The 16,596-nt window shown below is 73.8% G+C and carries 10 protein-coding genes; 5 read left to right on the forward strand and 5 right to left on the reverse strand.

Translation table 11 applies throughout. The features are described 5' to 3' along the window. Positions 1 to 87: 87 nt before the first annotated feature. Both ABTX81_RS01385 and ABTX81_RS01390 read right to left on the reverse strand, forming a co-directional pair. Complete coding sequence (locus ABTX81_RS01385; RefSeq protein WP_350540851.1) at positions 88 to 1,086, reverse strand: terpene synthase family protein; 999 nt, start codon at positions 1,084 to 1,086, stop codon at positions 88 to 90. Between the two features lie 220 nt (positions 1,087 to 1,306). Further along, positions 1,307 to 2,335 (reverse strand): terpene synthase family protein, encoded by a 1,029-nt coding sequence (locus ABTX81_RS01390; protein WP_350540852.1) that lies wholly within the window; start codon positions 2,333 to 2,335, stop codon positions 1,307 to 1,309. Positions 2,336 to 2,841: 506 nt separating this feature from the next. On the opposite strand from ABTX81_RS01390, the gene ABTX81_RS01395 reads away from it, so the two are divergent. Then, positions 2,842 to 3,828 (forward strand): terpene synthase family protein, encoded by a 987-nt coding sequence (locus tag ABTX81_RS01395; RefSeq protein ID WP_350540853.1) that lies wholly within the window; start codon positions 2,842 to 2,844, stop codon positions 3,826 to 3,828. Between the two features lie 19 nt (positions 3,829 to 3,847). On the opposite strand, the gene ABTX81_RS01400 is transcribed toward ABTX81_RS01395, so the two are convergent. From ABTX81_RS01400 to ABTX81_RS01410, 3 genes are all read right to left on the reverse strand, one after another. Continuing rightward, positions 3,848 to 5,185: a cytochrome P450 gene (locus ABTX81_RS01400; protein WP_350540854.1), complete on the reverse strand. Its 1,338-nt coding sequence runs from the start codon at positions 5,183 to 5,185 to the stop codon at positions 3,848 to 3,850. Between the two features lie 157 nt (positions 5,186 to 5,342). Continuing rightward, positions 5,343 to 6,326, reverse strand: coding sequence for a spirocyclase AveC family protein (locus ABTX81_RS01405; protein ID WP_350540855.1), 984 nt, complete (start codon positions 6,324 to 6,326; stop codon positions 5,343 to 5,345). Positions 6,327 to 6,465: 139 nt separating this feature from the next. Further along, on the reverse strand, positions 6,466 to 7,830 hold the full coding sequence (locus ABTX81_RS01410) for an NAD(P)/FAD-dependent oxidoreductase (protein WP_350540856.1): 1,365 nt from the start codon (positions 7,828 to 7,830) through the stop codon (positions 6,466 to 6,468). Positions 7,831 to 8,200: 370 nt separating this feature from the next. On the opposite strand from ABTX81_RS01410, the gene ABTX81_RS01415 reads away from it, so the two are divergent. From ABTX81_RS01415 to ABTX81_RS01430, 4 genes are all read left to right on the forward strand, one after another. Next, a complete protein-coding gene (locus ABTX81_RS01415) occupies positions 8,201 to 9,721 on the forward strand; it encodes an acyltransferase domain-containing protein (protein ID WP_350540857.1) in 1,521 nt (506 codons plus the stop codon). Further along, the gene (locus ABTX81_RS01420) at positions 9,718 to 14,739 is read left to right on the forward strand and encodes an SDR family NAD(P)-dependent oxidoreductase (RefSeq protein ID WP_350540858.1); all 5,022 of its coding nucleotides are present in this window, start codon (positions 9,718 to 9,720) and stop codon (positions 14,737 to 14,739) included. The genes ABTX81_RS01415 and ABTX81_RS01420 overlap by 4 nt, the downstream gene beginning before the upstream one ends. 70 nt (positions 14,740 to 14,809) lie before the next feature. Continuing rightward, entirely contained in the window at positions 14,810 to 15,481 is a 672-nt protein-coding gene (locus ABTX81_RS01425; protein WP_350540859.1) for an acyl-CoA thioesterase, read from the forward strand. Then, positions 15,466 to 16,557: a Rieske 2Fe-2S domain-containing protein gene (locus ABTX81_RS01430; protein WP_350540860.1), complete on the forward strand. Its 1,092-nt coding sequence runs from the start codon at positions 15,466 to 15,468 to the stop codon at positions 16,555 to 16,557. Before ABTX81_RS01425 ends, ABTX81_RS01430 begins: the two co-directional genes overlap by 16 nt. Positions 16,558 to 16,596: the final 39 nt, after the last annotated feature.

The following is a 16,596-nucleotide window of genomic DNA, read 5'->3' on the forward strand; positions in this document are numbered from 1 at the left end:
ACTTCCCGGCGGGTGTTCATGGGCGAGTCGTTCGCAGGGCGCACCGCCGCCGGGAGGGCCGTGACAGTCCGGTCGCGTCGGCCGCCTTCATGATTCGGCGTAGCGCAGGCCGCGCTTGCGTGACCGTGCGATCCAGCCCATGTTGCCCCCGTGGCAGGCGCGGACCGCCTCGGCGACGGCAGGGTGCGTCGCTCTCAGTTCGGTGAGGTGAGCGCCCAGCCGCTGTTCGTGCTGATGGAACAGGGCCACGGCGGTGTCGATGGCGCGCTGGCGGCCGGGGCCCTGGGAGCGTTCGACGACCGGCACGATGTGGGCCCATTCGGTGATCTCCGCGCGCTCGGCGTTGACCATGGACAGGTCGAGGGCGATGCCGACGGCCGCCGCGCTGTGCCGCACGGCCTGCCGGTAGCCGTCGGTGCCGGCGGCGGCGTACAGCTGGGGGGCCAACTCCGGCATGGCGTATCCGGCCAGGGAGTGAACGGCCTGGACCGCGTCGTTGCGGGACCGCAGATCGAGGTACCTTGCGACGGAGAGCACCTCGTGACCGATCTCCGCGGATCGCATTGCGCGCACCGAGGCGATCCACGCCAGCATCTCCTCCACGCACAGCTGATGAGCACCTGGTGCCCATCCCCGGGGCGCGAAGACGTCGGCGAAAGGCCGGAACTCGGGGCCGGCCACCGACCGTCCGAGCACCGCTTCAGCGCAGGCGCCGAGGAGCGTCTCGATGTGATCGGCGTCCACGGAATCGTCCATCAGGTCGTCGACGAACGCCCAACTGCTGGAGAAACGGGACAGCAGCTTGAGGCGGTCCACCTGTCCGCTAGGGAAGATCTCGCACATGTAGTCGGCCCCGACGTGGACGTAGTCTCCGCGGACCTCGTCGTACTCGGCGCGCGCGAGGGGGTTGAGGACGGTTACGACGAACCGGGCGTCGTCGGCCCGGACAGCCTGATGGCCGGGGTGCCGCCGAGAGGGATACACGCTCGTCAAGGCCGGCACGCGGTAGATCCTGCGGTCCTTCACGGTGTCCGTCCCCGCTGTTGCGGACGCCCGGACCGCCCGGGGGCGGTCCGAGGCCGTCATGTCCCCAGTGTACGTGCGTGGGGATGGTCGGGCGGGCTTGCCGTCCTGGCCGGGGACGGACTCGGGCCGTCCCCGGAGGAGCGCAGGTCTCGTACGGCTCCGGGAACGCCTGCCGCTCCGGCGTCGCCGATCTTGCCGACCGTGCCGGGGCGTGGCGTTGCCGCCCCGCCGCCTTGAGTATCGGGCGGCGTGGTGCCGGGCCTGGTCACCGGCTCCGGCGTTACGACCCGGCATAGCGGGGGGTGCGCATCTCCCACTGGGTGAAGCCGGCGGTGTAGTCCTTCATCCCTTGGACGTAGTGGCGGACAGCGTCACGGCCGGTCCGGTCGAGGCCAAGGCTTGTGCACAGGTCGGGCAGGCGTTCTTCCATGGCGGTGATCGTGTGGACGCATTCGTCGACGCGGCGGCGGACCTCTGCGACGGCATCGTCGCGGCTCATGCCGCCTTCCGTGCGGAGGACGATGACGAGGTTGCAGACATCGCCCTGTTCCTCCTCCTTGGCGAGGGAGTTCACGTCGTTGGTGAGGGCGGAGATGTCCGCCGTCGCCCGGCGGATGAGGAGCAGTTCCGGGCTCTGGAACGCGCTGGGCGGGACCTCGAAGCGGCCGACGCGTTCGATGAGGTCGATGACGCTCTGCATGGCGCTCGTGGCACGGCGGACCGCGTAGTACCCCTTCACACCGTAGCAGTGGCCGCGCCGACGGGCGAGGATCTCGGGCACGAACGCGGCGATGAAGCTCTGCTGGTCGGTGGCGGCGCGGGCCTTCCAAGCGGGGGACATCCCCTCGCACTCGCGCGCCCAGATGTCCGCGAACGCCGTTTCGGTGGGGTGGTGGGGCGGGGGAACGCCGTCGAGGCCGTGGTGGAGGACCGACAGCATCCGCGTCATGGTGCGCGTCGCGGTGGCGGGGTCACGGTTGGCGGGGCCGTCGAACCGGTCGTCGTAGACCATGGTCCATCCCATCCAGTCCATGGAGAGGACCAGGTCGTCGACGGCGGTCTCCCGAAAGCACATGGCGGACAGGTAGTCGGGTCCGATCAGCTCGTAGCGGTTGGCGGGATAGGCGTCGGCGGTGGGGACATCGCTGATCAGGCCGATGCCGCGTGCCCAATGGCGGTGGCGCGCCACGGCCTCTTCGGCACACGGGTGCACTCGCAGACGGAAGACGTCCTGGATGCCGAAGTCCACGATGTGCCCGTGAGCCTGCGGGGAGGACAGGGCGTTCGGATTCGTTGGCGGATGGCTCACGAACTCCTCCAGATGGCTCGGCGAAGAACGCGCCCAGGGCGGAGCGATCCGTGCTCCCGGCCGGCCACGGCACGACGACCACGGCGCGGCGGGTGGCGGAAACGAATCCGTCGCCGGCCGCTTCGTCGGGTGGTGGGTCCCGAGGCCGCACTGCGGGAACGGCCACGGGCCAGGGCGTGTGCCCGGTCATCCCGTTCACCTGTGAGGATGCCCGGATTTCCGCCGCGCGAAGCCGCTCTTCCGACTCGCCGCAGCGTGAGACCAGTCCGACGCGCGAACACGCACACCGCCGATCAGCAAGGGCAGGTCGACGGCCGCACGCCGGCTGGTGGTCGTCACCGCCCGTACCGGAACCGGACGCCGGGCTCCGGGCGAAGAGTCCGGTGACCGGAGACCTGTCCTGTGCGAGCATCGAATCAGGGTGTCATGGCCCCCGCCGCCGCCCGGACAGGGTTCGGCGCCGGGCCGGAGGCGCGTGTGCCGGTGGGCTCCGGGAAGGAGGCGGCATGCCGCAGGATGTGGAGTTCGCCCTTCCCTGGCCGCTGCGGAGCAGTCCCCATCTGCCGCGCGCCCGGGCCCATTCCCTGGCCTGGCTGGGGGAGTACGGCCTGCTCGATGGCCGGACCTTCACCGCCGCGGAGTTCGACGACTGGAAGTTGGCCGAACTGGCGGCCTTCTTCTTCCCGGACGCCACCGGGGAGGGGCTGGAGCTCGCGGGCGACCTGATGGGCTGGTACTTTGCCCCGTTCGACGACCGGTTCGACGGCCCGCTGGGACGCCTGCCCCGGCAGGCCGCTGCCGTGTGCGAGGAACTCGCTGCCGTCCTGGTGGTAAACGCGGACGCGGACGCGGGGGCGGCACCGGTGGCGGTTCGTGGACTGGCCGACATCTGGCGGCGCAGCTGCCGGGGGATGAGCGAGGCGTGGCGGGTGCGCGCCGCGCACGACTGGCGGGCCTACCTGGCCGCGCACCTCGCGGAGACGGTGGACCGCCACCACGGGCGGGTGATGGGCGCGGAGGAATGCGTGCGCCGACGTGCCCTCTCCACGTCGTCGTTCGTGGTGATCGACATGATCGAGCGGGTGGGCGGGTTCGAGGTGCCCGCGCTGGTATGGCACACCCCGGTGCTCGCCGAGCTGAGAGGCCTCACGGCGGAGGTCATCGGGCTGTCCAACGACCTGTGCTCGGCGGAGAAGGAGGAGGCTGCCGGGGACGTCAGGAACAACGTGGTCCTGGTCCTTCAGCGGGAGCGCGGGTGCGGCCGTGCGGAGGCGGTCGAGGAGGTCGTCGGCGCGATCACGGAGCGCGTCGCGCGGTTCGTCGCGGTGGAGGAGCGGATGGCCGATCTCGACTGCGTGCTCACCGAGGGCGGCGCCGCGGACGTGCGGCGACTGGTGACGGGACTGCACGGCCTGATCCGCGGCGACTACGCGTGGGAGCGGATGTCCGGCCGCTACCGGGCCGGCCGGCACCGGGCCGACCGCGCACGGTGAGAGGTCGACCGTTCGGCGGTCAGGCCCGTTCGACCACGCGCATGCGCAGGTGCGCGGGCCGCAGCGTGGTGGACAGCGCGCACCGCAGGGGCCGGTCGGTGACCGGGACCAGCCGCCACCGGGCGGTGATCTCCGCGAGCGCCAGGACCGCCTCGGTCCGCGCGAAGCGTTCCCCGATGCACATGCGGGCCCCGGCGCCGAAGGGCAGGTAGCCGTCGTGCGGGCCCCGCGGATCCTGCCAGCGGTCGGGTCGGAAGGCGTCGGGGGCCTCGAAGAGGTCGGGCCGCCGGTGGATGAGGTAGGGGCTGTACGCGACCACGGTCCCGGCCGACAGGTGTGCCGCGCCGAGGTCGCTGTCGACCGTCAGGACGCGGGTGAACAGCCACCCGGGCGGGTACAGCCGCAGCGTCTCCGCGATCACCCGCCCGGTCAGTTCCAGGGCGGGGAGGCGGTCGAAGGTGACGGGGCCCGTGGCCCGGACGCGGTCCACCTCCTCGTGCAGGCCCCGCTCGACCTCCGGGTGGCGGGCGAGAAGAGCGAGCGCGAAGGCGACCGTGCTCGCGATGGGATCGGCGCCGGTGACGAAGAACGTGACCACCTGGTCGGTGAGCTCCTCGTCGCTCAGGACCTGGTCGTCGCGAGCGGTCTCCGGATCGTGGGCGGCCATCAGGGCGGCGAGCAGGTCGTGATGGTCGCCGCCGTCGCGCCGCCGCTCCGCGATGACCTGTTCGACCGAGCGGCGCAGCCGGATGCACGCCCGTCGGTAGCGGCGGGCGGCCGGGGTGGGCACCTTCGTCAGCGGCGACGGGGTGATCACCTGCCGGATGAGTCCCCTCATGACGGCGTCGAGGTCCCCCAGCATCCCCTGGGTCACGTGCGCGGGCAGGGACGAGGAGAACATGGCGGCGAGCGCGACCCGGGCGGTCATCGTGGCGAGCTCGCGCGGCACGTCGACGACCTGGCCGTCGCGCCACGCGGCGAGGGTCTCCTCGGCGGTGCCCGTCATGACGGCCGCGTAGCCGGGAAGGCGATCGGCGCCGAAGGCCGGCCTGCACAGCCGCCGCTGGCGGCGGTGGAGGCTGTGCGGGCAGGTGCCGAGCCCGTACCCCAGGACGTCGCGCAGGCGCTCGAACAGCGGCCCGCCCTTGTCGAAGACGTCGTCCTGGACCAGGACGTGCCGCACCAGACCGGGGTCGCACACCATCACCACGGTCTGCGGCCCCAGGCGCAGCCGCACGAGATCACCCCGGGCGGGCAGTGACGCGACGAACCCCAGGGGATCGCGCAACAGGGCCGGCGCGTGCCCCAGCAGCGGCACGTGCCCGGGCGCCGGCGGTACCGAGGCAAGACCGTCCATACCGATCTCTTCCCCGGTTGTCCCACCGCACAGTCCTCCCGGGCAGGACGTGTCTTCGGCGCGTGCCCGTCCGCTCGGCGCCGGCCCTGGCCGGCGCGGCCCGCCGGCCAGCGTCGCGAGTCGGCAGCAGCGTTGTGCCGCACACCCTGTTCGGCTGTCACTGCGGCCACCCGGTTCCCGCAGGCCACATGTACGAGGGCGTATCACCGGGTTGGGGGCCGCCGATCAGGCCGCACAGGACGTTCAGTGCCAGGTAGACCAGCAGGGCGAGGTTGCCCGCACCGACGCCGGCGAGTGCGCGGACGACGTTCTGCCGGGTGGCGGTGGACGCGAGTTCGGCGCCCCGGTAGATCCGCGGGACGGTGCCGCGGGTTCGTTCCAGGATCCACATGACGGCGAAGGGGGTGGTGACGGCTGTCGCCGTGAACGGGGCGGACAACGGGATGTTGTACCAGTGGCCCGCGAAGAGGGTGGCCGGCCGCCAGGCGTGCGCGTAGGAGAAGACGCCGGTGTTGATCAGGGCCGCCTCCAACAGGATGTCGGTGACGATGCCGAGGCCGATGACGGCCGCCAAGACCCGCGGCGGCCTCCAGCGTGGGAAGCGTTCGACGAGCTTGAGGCCGAACACCGCCTGCGCCCAGACGCAGAGGATGAGCAGGCCGAATCCGACGCCGGTGGTGGTGAGGGGTGCTTCGATCTGCGCCTCCGGGCGCGGGGGGTGCCAGCCGGGGATGTACGGGCCCCATGAGTTGACGTGGACCAGGTGGCGGTTCACCACCATGGTGACGTTGTGGTAGTTGAGCAGGGGGCTCTGCCAGGAGGAGAGCAGGAAGCCGAGCGTGATGCCGGCGGAGAGGGTGACCTGTCCGCAGCGCAGGCTGCTGCGGATCAGGTGCACGGCGCAACCGGCCAGCACGGTGGCAAGGAGGACCTGGGCGGCGACGACGGCGGTGTGGCGGGCGCCCGAGATGCTGTCGCCACCGTAGGCCGGGGAGGTCACTCCGGCGACCGCCCATCCGGTCAGGACCCAGGCCCCGGCCGCGGTGAAGACGGTGCCGGTGAGGGCCCACCGGAAGGCCGGGGTGGTGCGGAGCCGTCGTGTGGTGGCGGCGGTGGCGGACAGGGCCGGTGATCTGCTCATGACGGACCCTTGTGACGTGGGAGGGCTGTGGTGAGGACAGGAGTGCTCCGGCTGGCGGGGTTCGCTCGGTGCCGATCCCGTCGTCCCGGCCGAAGACGTGGTCGTCGGGGGAAGTCGTTCGCCTCATGGGTCGGACCACCTAGCTCCCCGCCAGCCCTCCGGAGAGCCTGCTCCGCAGAACGGCGGCGAGCACTGAGGGCCGCAGGAGCGTCGACGGCGGCGACACCATGGACATCACCTCCTGGAAGGCCGCGGTGACCACCGGGTCCCTGGTGGCAGCGGCCAGCACCAGGTCCAGGAATCGGTGCTGCGCCTTGAGCAGGGCGCCGGAGGGCGCGCCCGTGGTCGCGGCGAAGCGGGCGTCCTCGGCGGAGGCCATCACCCACGGGGTCCTCGACACCCTGGCGATGCCGTTCCGGGCGTCGCGGCCCATGGCTGCGCCGATGCCGCCGTGCCGCAGCGCCGACCGGCGCAGCACCTCGGCGCAGAGCAACGCGACGGTGATCCCCTGCGCGTACACCGGGTTGAAGGCGTTCACGGCGTCGCCGACCGCCACCAGGCCGTCCGGGCAGCCGCGTTCGTAGTGCCGGCGCACGCTCGGGCCGGGGCGGAAGCCGCGCACCCGGCTCAGCGGCTCGGCGTTCCGCAGGGCCTCGCTGAGGATCGGGTCGCGCAGTTGGTGCAGGTGCTCGGTGAATCCCCGCTCGCCGGGTTCCGGCTCGGCGCCGCGCATCCCGGCGAGGCTGACGATCCAGCGGTCGCCCTCGACCGGGAGCAGTGCGCCCATCCTCGGGTCGTCCGGGGCCTTGGTCTGGAGGTACACGGCGAGGTGGCTGCCGAGGGGGGTGTCGGCGGGGCGTCGGAACATGCGGGAGGCGTAGGTGACGCCGACGTCCACCTGCTCGTGCGGTACCGGTGGACAGCCGAGTGCGGCGAGCCATCTCGGCACCGAGGTCGAGCGGCCCGAGGCGTCGACCACCAGCCCGGCCGGCAGGTCGCGGACCGCGCCGTGCGCCGTGCGGCGCTCGCGGACCCGTGCACCGGTCACGGCCTGCGGTGAGCCGAGCAGGCCCACCACATCGGCGCCCTCGACGAACTCGATCGGTGCCGCGGTGCGCACGCGCTTCAGGACGGACGCGTCGAGTACCGGCCGGGTACAGCAGAGCAAGGACATCCGCGCCGGGAATTCGGCCATCCAACCGGCGGAGCTGAGCCATCTGACCTCCGAGGCGTTCACCCGGCGGGCGCCCGCCGCCATCAGCTCCCGCGTGATCCCGGGCATCATCTCCTCCAGCAGCCGCTGCCCGGCTTCGAGTACCAGGTGCGCGTGATGACCCTGCGGCAGGCCCGCGCGCTGCACTGCCGCCGCCGGGTAGCGGTCCCGTTCCACCACGACGATCCGCTCCGCGTATCCGCGCAGAGCCCAGGCTGCTGTCATCCCGGCCAGCCCGCCGCCGATCACCACCGCGGTGTCCCGCACCGGGGGTCTCTCCGAGGAGGCCATGGTCCCCAGCGTAGTCGCGCCGGAGCCACTGATGCCTCTTTTCCCGGGCGGGGTAAGCACGGTGAGGCCGTTCCGGGGGCCCGGTTCCTCAGCGGCCCTCTCGTGCGCGCAGATCAGGGGTGCCGTGGGCAGGCAGGCGGCGGGGGAGCGAGGGCTCGTCGGCGCAGAAGTTGAGGGAAGGTCCGTCGGAGGGGTCGTCGAGGCGCCTTCCGTCGACCGGTTGTGATGATTCTGCTATTATTTTGTGAAGATTCTGCTGTAGAGATTCTGCTCCGGAAGCTGGCCCTGACCGCCCGCCAGGTGGCGCGGAGGGCCGGAGCGCGAGCGCGCGCTGCCCTGGGTTCTCCTCCCGGAGCAGGAGGGCACTGCCATGACCTTCCGAACAGCCGTTCAGTTCCCCGGCCTCGGTGCGTACGCGCCCGGGCACCTCCGTCACCTCGCGGAAGCCGGGTCGCCCGTGGCCGGGGTTCTGGCCGAAGTGGATCGCGCGGCCAGGGAGTACGGGCTGCCGCCGGCGTCCGCCCCGCTGCTGGATCCCGGCGGTCCCGCCATCGAGGAACTGGCCCGGACGCCGGTCCGGTTGCACTTGGCGGCGCTCGCGAGCGGGCTCTCGCTGTACCGGGCGCTCGCCGCGCACGGCCGCCCCGGCGACGTGCTCGTCGGGCACAGTACCGGCGAACTGTCCGCTCTGGCCGCGGCGGGCTGTCTGAGCACGTACGACGCGGCCCGGGTGCTGTGCGAGCGGGAGATCGCCCTGGCCGGGGGCGACTGGGCCGGCGGGCTCACCGTGCTGCGGACCGGTGCGCGCCGGGCCGCGTACCTGTGCGGGGCCGTGGGCGGCTGGACGGTGCAGCCCTCCCTGTTCAACGCGCCCCGGCAGACGGTCGTCTCGGGTCTCGCCGACGAACTCGCCCTCGTGGAGAAGGCGGCGCGGGCCCTGGGAGTGCAGGCGACCAGGCTGCTCGTGGTGTATCCGCACCACAATCCAGTCCTGTCCGGCGCGGCCCGCCAGGTGGCCGGGGCGAGCGCCTGCTACCCGGTCCACGAGCCGCTGGTCCGGCTCCACTCGCCCTTGCTGGGGCGGTTGGTGCGGACGGTGGACGACGTGCGCCGGATCATCGGCCGGCACCTCACGGATTCAGTCGACTACCTGGGGGCGGTACGGGAACTGCACGCCCACCACGAGGTCGACACCTTCCTGGAGGTCGGTCCCCGGCCGCTGCTGACCCAGTGCGCCGCCGAGTGCCTGCCGCCGGACGTCCGTCTGGTGGGCGCCGTGCCCGGGGAGACGGAGGGGAGGACGGTCCTGGAGGCGCTCCTGACGCCCGGCGACCGGGAGCCGGCTCCCTTCGGGCGGTGCGGAGAGGAACCGGTCGCGGCCGCGCCGTCCGGGGGAGCGAAGGCGCCGGCCCCCGACCTGTCCGAATCGTGGGCGGGGCCCGGCCGTTCCCCGTCGTGGTCCGTGGCCGCAACGGGGCCGCCCCCGACGACGGCGGGCGAGCCGGTCGGCGGTGAACCGGGCGGGCGCAGCCGAACCGGTCCGTCACCGGAGGCGCCCGGGGAGGAACCTGAGGCCGTCGCGCCCGGGCCGGCGGTTCCGGAGCACGACGCCCTGGTCGCCGAACTGCGCGGGATCTTCGCCGAGGCGCTCGGCTACCCGGAGGAGGTGCTCACCGACGACGCCCACCTGGAGGCGGACCTGGGAATCGCCTCGGTGAAGCGGACGGAGATCCTGGTGTCCCTGCTCGACCGGTACCACCTCCCCACGCCCCCGGCGGATCTGCGGATGCGGGAGTACAACACGCTGGCCAAGCTGGCCGATCTCATGGCCGTCCTGGCCGCCGGGAACGCCGCCGGCGGCCCGGGCACGGGAGCGGGGCGGGCGGCATGAACGGGCCTTCGGCGGCGCGTTCCGGCGAGTCCCGCACGGGCCGGGCGGGACCGGGCGGGAAGGACGCCACCGCCGTCGCGGTGGTCGGCATGGGGCTCGTGGTGCCGGGGGCCGAGAGCCCCGAGGAGTTCTGGACGGTCCTGCACGGCGACCGCGACGCGTTCACCGAGCCGGACCACCTGGCGCTGGGGAACTGGTACTCGCCCGACGAAAGGGCGGAGGACAAGTCCTACGTCCGGGCCGCCGGCTACCCCCGGCGGATACCGCTGCACCCCGATGACCGGGAGCGGGCGCCCCGCCTGGACCGGACCGCACTGCTGCTGCGGCACGCCCTGCGGCAGGCGCTCGACGGGGTCGCACGCGCCCCCGCGGGCCGGGAGGCGGCGTTCGTCGGGTTGCCGCCCGGCAGCCTCGCCCTGGAGGAGGCCACGCTGTGCGCCGTCGCCGATGCCGCCTGCCCTGCGGGAGCCGTTCTGCGGGCCTGCCTGGCCGGCCGCTACCCGCACGCCCCCGCCACGCCCCGGCGGGCCTTCGCCGACCTGGTGCTCGCCGACGCGTGCGAGGGGCTGCTGGCCGCCGGCGGCGAGGTGCGGGCGGTGGACTCGGCCTGCTCCTCCTCGCTGTACGCGGTCGACCTGGCCGTGAAGGAACTGCTGGCCGGGGAGCGGGACCTGGTGGTGTGCGGCGGTGCCAACACCGGACCCCGGCGTGATCTCGTCCTGTTCTCCAAGGCCCGCGGCTTCACCCGGCGCGGGGAGGTCCGAGCCTTCGACGCGGACGCGGACGGCGTGCTGTTCTCCGATTCCGCCGCCGCTCTGGTACTCAAACGACTTGCCCCGGCCCGTGCCGACGGCGACCGGATCCTGGGACTGCTCGGCGGGTTCGGCGCCTCCGTCGACGGAGCCGGGAGCCTGGTGGCCTCCGACCCGGCGGGCCAGAAGCTGGCGGTGGCCCGCGCCCGAGCGGTCGGCGGGACCGCCGCCCGGGACGTGGACTGGATCGTCGGCCACGGCACAGGCACCGTGGTCGGGGACTCGGTGGAACTCGAAGGGCTCGCCGAACTCGCCGATGAGAGCGACCAGTTGATCACCTCCAACAAGTCGCTCGTCGGGCACGGCGCCTGGGCGGCGGGCGCCATCTCGGTGATCCACGTCCTGCTGGCCCTAAGGCACGGGAGCATCCCGGGTCAGCGCCGCTTCGCCGGCTTCCCGGACGGTGTCGAGGCGGGCCGGCTGACCGTACCGCTTTCCGACGTCCGCTGGGCGCCCAGCGCCGGCCGCGTCCGGACGGCGGGAGTGTGCGGCTACGGGCTCGGCGGCGGGAACGCCCATCTGATCGTCCACGGGCCCGAAGCGGCGGCCGCCGGCGAAGCGCCGAGCCCCGCTTCCACCACCGCGCCCCTCAGCGCGGACCCGGCCGACGGGGACGACCCGGTGGTGCTGACCGCCTGGAGCGCCCACCTGCCCGGCGAACCGGACCCCGACGCGGTCATGGACTGGCTGACCGGCCGCGGTCCCGCGCCCGAGGCATCGTTCGGCGAGGACTATCCGCTTCCGCCGTTCCCGCGGCTGCGGATGGCCCCGGTCACAGCACGCAGCACCGACCGCACGCACCTGATGGCGATCTCGGTGACCGAGCGCTTCGCCGAGGAGCACGGCGAACTGTGGGCCGCGCACCGGGACACCACCGGGGTCTTCGTCGCGCACACCGGCCCCACCCGGTCGATGACGGACTACACGGTCCGGGTCGCCGCCGACGACCTGCTCGACGCCGCCGCCCGCCTGCCGGCGCAGGAGCGGGAACAGCTCCGCGGCTACCTGGACCGGCTGCGTGCCCGGCTGCCGGCCGCCAACGACGCGAGCATGCCCGGACAGCTCACCAACATGATCGGCTGCCAGATCGCCAACCGGCACCGGCTGCACGGCCTCGTCCTCGCGCTCGACCACGGCCGCTCCTCCGCCCAGGCCGCCGTCCACACCGCACGGCGCTACCTGGCCGCAGGCGAACTCGACCTGGCCCTGGTCATCGCCGCCGCCGGACACACCGGCCCCCTGGCCGAGGCCCTGACCGGTGCCGCGCCCGGCACCCTCGGCGAGGGGGCCGTCCTGCTGGCGCTCACCCACAAGTCCCTGGCGGTCCGCCAGGGCTGGCCCGTGCTCGCCCGGATCCGGACCGGAGCGGCCGGGGACGCCATGGGGGAGGGGGCGTACGCCGGGGCCGGCCCGGTCCCCGGCGGGCGCGACTACCAGGGGGCGGAGGGCGCTCTGGCCCTGCTGCGGGGGCTGGGGCCGGGGCCGGGCCAGGCCGGGGCCGAGGTGCACGGTGTCGAGGGAGGACCGCGCGTGGTCCTCCTCCCCGATGAAGCCGTCGTCGCCGCGCCGCCCGACCCTGGCGGTCCACCCGGAGCCCAGGCCGCACCGGCGACCGCACCGACCCGACCGCCGACCGCCACCGTCCGCCCGGCCGAACGCGAGACGACGGAGCCCGCGGCCCCCGTGGCCCGGTGCGTGGTCGCCTACCGGCGCCAGGACGCCGTACCCGCACGCGTGAGACCCGAGGGCGGTGACGGCATCCCGTACGGCGCCCTCGTCCTGGTCGACGACACCGCCCTCGCCCGGGAACTGGCACCGGCCGCCCGGGCCGGCGCGGCCCGCATCCTGGTCACCGACCCCACCGCGACCGCCGACGAGACGACGGGACCCCCCGTCCTCGCCCCCTGCCGGGAGGAACCGGCCCTCGCCGCGACGGCCCGCTCCACCGCTCCGCCCTGCCGGGACGTCCTCGTGGTGGCCTCGGCAGGACGCCCGGCGGACACCTGGCCCGCGCCCCCGCCGCCGCGCCTGCTGCGCCTCCAGGAGAGTCTGCTGCTCGCGCTCCGGCACCTCGCGCCGGACGCCACCGACTCGGTGACGGCACTGCTGTTGGACCCACTGCGCGGCCACACCGTCCACCCGCACCTCACGCTCGTCACCGGCTTCCTGCGCAGCCTCGCGCTGGAAATGCCCTGCGCCGTCCACGCGGTGGTCACCGACGCCGCCGTCGACGCGGGGCTCGCCCAACTGCGCCAGGAGCGCGCCGCCCGCCGCGACCACGTCGTCGTCCGCTACCGGCAGGGCCTGCGCTACGTCGAACAGGTCTGCCCCGCCCCGCTGCCCCCCGCCCGGGCGGGCGCCCCCCTGGCCCTGGACCGGAACAGCGTCGTCGTCGCCACGGGCGGCGCCCGAGGAGCCACCGCCGTCACCGTGGCAGCGCTGGCCGCGCGCCTCGCCCCCCGGATCTGGCTGCTGGGCACCACCCCGGCCGACGACGTGCCCGAGGACCTGCTGAACACCCCCGACGAACGCCTGCCCGAGGCCCGCCGCAACCACCTGCGCCGCGCGCTCGCCGACGCGGGCCGCCCGGTCGCCGACCTCAACCGGCACTTCGACACCCTGCTGCGCGCCCGCGAGATCCGGCTGACGCTGCGCCGCCTTCGCGCCCTGTGCGGTGAGGACCGGGTCCACTACGTGGTCTGCGACCTGCGCGACCGCGCCCAGGTGACGGCGGCCGCACGCCGGATCACCGAGCAGGAGGGCCGCGTGGACCTGCTCGTCCACGGCGCCGGGCTGCTGCGCTCCGCCCGGGTCCGCGACAAGACCCTCCAGGACTTCCGCGCGGTGCGCGACACCAAGATCCTCGGCTACCACCACCTCAAGGAGGCCTTCGCCGACCCGGCTCCCCGCCTGTGGTGCTCCTTCGGCTCCGCCGGAGGCCTCACCGGCTTCGCGGGCGACACGGACTACGCCGCCGCCAACGAGTATCTGAGCGCCGCCGCGCAGGCCGCGCACCCCGGTGCGACGGAGGAGTTCACCCTCGGCTGGGGACTGTGGGGCGAGACCGGAACGGTCCGCGAGCGCTCCCGGGACATCGCCCGGCGGTCGGGACTCCCCGCGCTGAGCAACGAGGAAGGCGCAGCCGCCTTCCTCGCCGAACTCACGACCCCCCGCCCGGCTCACCCGGCGCCGTTCCTCGGCCTTCCGCCCGGCTGGACGGGCAGCCTCGGGCCGGCGACCCCGGCCACGTCGCCGCCACCCCGGCGGGCCCCCGCGCCCGCAGCCGCGCCCCGCTCGCAGCCGCATGGCGGACTGCTGGGGCAGCCCGCAGCGCTCGGCCCGGACGGGGCCCGCTGGAACTGGCGCCCACAGCCGGACCGGGACACCTACCTCGCCGAACACCTGGTCGACGGCCGACCCCTGATGCCGGCGGCGATGATGCTGGCCCTGGCAGCCGAGGCCGCCGTCCAACTGGTGCCCGGCGCTCCGGTGAGCATCCTGCGGGACCTCACCATCGACCAGCCCCTCTACACCGACCCGGCGCGCGCCACGGTCCGCTGCCGGATCACCGCCGTGCCGCAGCAGCCGGCCCCCGCGGGCGAGCGGGGCGGCACCGTCCGGGTGGAGATCAGGTCCGACCTGTGCACCCGCAACGGCGGACCGCTGCAACGGGACCGGCTGCACGCCAGGGTCGACGTCGTGCTCGCCGCCCGCTCGCGGCCGCCCGAGGCCCGCCCGCCGGGCCCGCTGCCACGGATGGAGGAGTGCCCCGCGACCCGCCCGGACAGCTCCGTCCAGCTCTCCGGTGTGTGGCGCACCAACCTCCACCCCGAGGCGGGCCGCACCTCCGCACGGGCCCTGTGGGTGCCGGCCTTCCCGCCCGGCAGCGTCTTCGCCCGCCTCGCGGTGCCCGCGCTGCTCATCGACGCCACCCTCAGGCTCTTCCGCTACCCGCCCGAGGCCACGGGCTGCCAGGTGACGGGGGTGCCGCTGGCCGTCGACCGCATCGACCTCTACACCGGCGCCGATGACGTCCAGCTCGCCCGCGCCCACCCCGAGGGACTGCGCCTGTGGTTCCGCGCCGCCGACGACCGGGCGCTCGCCGCCACGGCCGACGGCGCCGTCCAACTCGCCGTCACTGGAATGAGGATGGAGGTCACGGGCCGCTTGCCGGCCCGGGTCCGCTACCAGGGGTGGCGGCCGTGAGCGCCAGGACGCCGGAGCCCACCCGGCACGCGGTTCCGGCCGAACCGGACACCTCGCGGGGAGCACCGGCATGACTCCCGAACCGGCCGCCGCTCCCACCGGCCCGTCCCCGTCCCCGACCGCGCTCCGCTGGTTCACCGTCGAGCACGTCGTCACGGCCGGCGACACCAGCGCCGTCGGCCCGGTCTACTTCGCGCGCCTCATCGACTGGCAGGGCCACTGCCGCGAACGGGCCGGGATCGCCAACGCCCCGTTGTTCAGCGGCGACATCAGCGGCCCCTACGCGATGCTCACCCAGTCCTGTTCCTGCGAGTACCTCCAGGAGCTCTGGTATGGCGACCTCGTCGCCATCCGGCTCACCGTGCCCTGGGTGCGGATGCACTTGATGAAGGCCCTCTTCGAGTACCACCGCATCACCGAACCCGGCGCGCGGGGAGGTGAGCTGGTCGCGCGGGGGGAACAGATGTGGGCCAGTGCCTACCGCCACGGCGAACACTACGAACCCGGCCCCTGGCCCCGTGAACTCGCCGACTGCGCGGCGTGGTTCGGCGGTGACATCAGCCGCGCGCAGATCACCGGACCGGGCGCCGAACCGCCAGCCGCCGGGCGTCGGGTGGCAGAGCGTCCGGTGGCAGAGCGACCAGACACCGTGCCACCGGGGTTCCCGCGCCCGCCGGACCCGGGGCGGACCGGCCCTGCGTCCACCATCCGAAGGAGTCCGACACCATGGCCAGACAGATGAAGCTCACCAAGCACTGGCGCCGCTACCTCGCCACGGACCCGTCCGCGGTGGCCCGGACCTACGGCGACGAGCCGTCTCCGCTGCCCTACCCGGAGGGGTGGTTCCTGCTGGTGCCGTCCGCCGAGGTACGGACCGGACAGGTGGTCACCCGACGACTGATGGGTCAGGACGTCGTCGTCTACCGCACCCGCGGCGGCCGGGTGGGCGTGGTGCGCGCGCACTGTCCGCATCTGGGCGCCCACCTGGCCAACGGCCGCGTCGACGGCGAGACGATCGTCTGCGGCTTCCACCACTTCGCCTTCGACGGCCAAGGAGAGGTCGTCGCCGTGGGCCCCGGTTACACCCGGCTTCCCAAGAGCTGCCGGCTGCCCGTGCTGCGCTCCGCCGAGGCCGACGGTGGCGTTTTCGTCTGGACGGGTGCCGCGGAGCCGGCCTGGCAGCCGCCCGACCTGCTGAGCCCCCGGCACACCCGGCCCCACTACCAGACCTTCGACCTGTTTACCCACCCGCAGGAGGTCGTGGAGAACACGGTCGACATCCGCCACGTCAACGCGATGCACGGCTACCGGGACGCGACCCTGATCGAGGGCCCGACCAGCGACGGACACCTCTTCTCCTTCACCGCACGGTTGCTGCGGACGTACGTCCCCTTCGGGACCGTCCAGGTCGACGCCGAGATCACCATGTACGGCCTCGGCTTCGTCAGCGTGGCCTTCCGCGCACCGTCCCTCGGGCTCGAACAGAGCCTCCTGTTCTCGGCACGCCCGGTCGAACCCTGGCGGGTGCACTTCGTCATCGGGACGAGCGTCCTCATCGACCCGCCCGACGGCCGCGCCGCCCGCATCCCGCCCGCCGTCACCAAAGCGGTCGCCCGGGCGCTCTCGCCGGTCTACCAACGGCTGGCCCTGGGGGACCTGAACCAGGACTTCCAGATCTGGTACGGCAAGCGCTACCTGAACCCTCCGAGAGTCGCCTACGGAGAGGGCCCCATCGGTCCGTTCCGCAAGTGGGCGCAGCAGTTCTACCCCGACCCGCCCCTGTCCCTCGACCCGCAACCCACCGCCCGGGACGACTGAGGAGGGCGAAGCCGCCGGAAGCTGTGGCTGGGCCTCATC

The sequence above is a fragment of the Kitasatospora sp. NPDC097605 genome (assembly GCF_040302725.1).
Lineage (GTDB): Bacteria > Actinomycetota > Actinomycetes > Streptomycetales > Streptomycetaceae > Kitasatospora.

What these genes read in the sequence shown, in the direction of transcription:
- ABTX81_RS01420 (WP_350540858.1), top strand. Translation starts at nt 9,718, where the DNA reads ATGAACGGGCCTTCGGCGGCGCGTTCCGGCGAGTCCCGCACGGGCCGG.
- ABTX81_RS01430 (WP_350540860.1), top strand. Translation starts at nt 15,466, where the DNA reads ATGGCCAGACAGATGAAGCTCACCAAGCACTGGCGCCGCTACCTCGCC.
- ABTX81_RS01405 (WP_350540855.1), bottom strand. Translation starts at nt 6,326, where the DNA reads ATGAGCAGATCACCGGCCCTGTCCGCCACCGCCGCCACCACACGACGG.
- ABTX81_RS01415 (WP_350540857.1), top strand. Translation starts at nt 8,201, where the DNA reads ATGACCTTCCGAACAGCCGTTCAGTTCCCCGGCCTCGGTGCGTACGCG.
- ABTX81_RS01410 (WP_350540856.1), bottom strand. Translation starts at nt 7,830, where the DNA reads ATGGCCTCCTCGGAGAGACCCCCGGTGCGGGACACCGCGGTGGTGATC.
- ABTX81_RS01385 (WP_350540851.1), bottom strand. Translation starts at nt 1,086, where the DNA reads ATGACGGCCTCGGACCGCCCCCGGGCGGTCCGGGCGTCCGCAACAGCG.
- ABTX81_RS01425 (WP_350540859.1), top strand. Translation starts at nt 14,810, where the DNA reads ATGACTCCCGAACCGGCCGCCGCTCCCACCGGCCCGTCCCCGTCCCCG.
- ABTX81_RS01395 (WP_350540853.1), top strand. Translation starts at nt 2,842, where the DNA reads ATGCCGCAGGATGTGGAGTTCGCCCTTCCCTGGCCGCTGCGGAGCAGT.
- ABTX81_RS01400 (WP_350540854.1), bottom strand. Translation starts at nt 5,185, where the DNA reads ATGGACGGTCTTGCCTCGGTACCGCCGGCGCCCGGGCACGTGCCGCTG.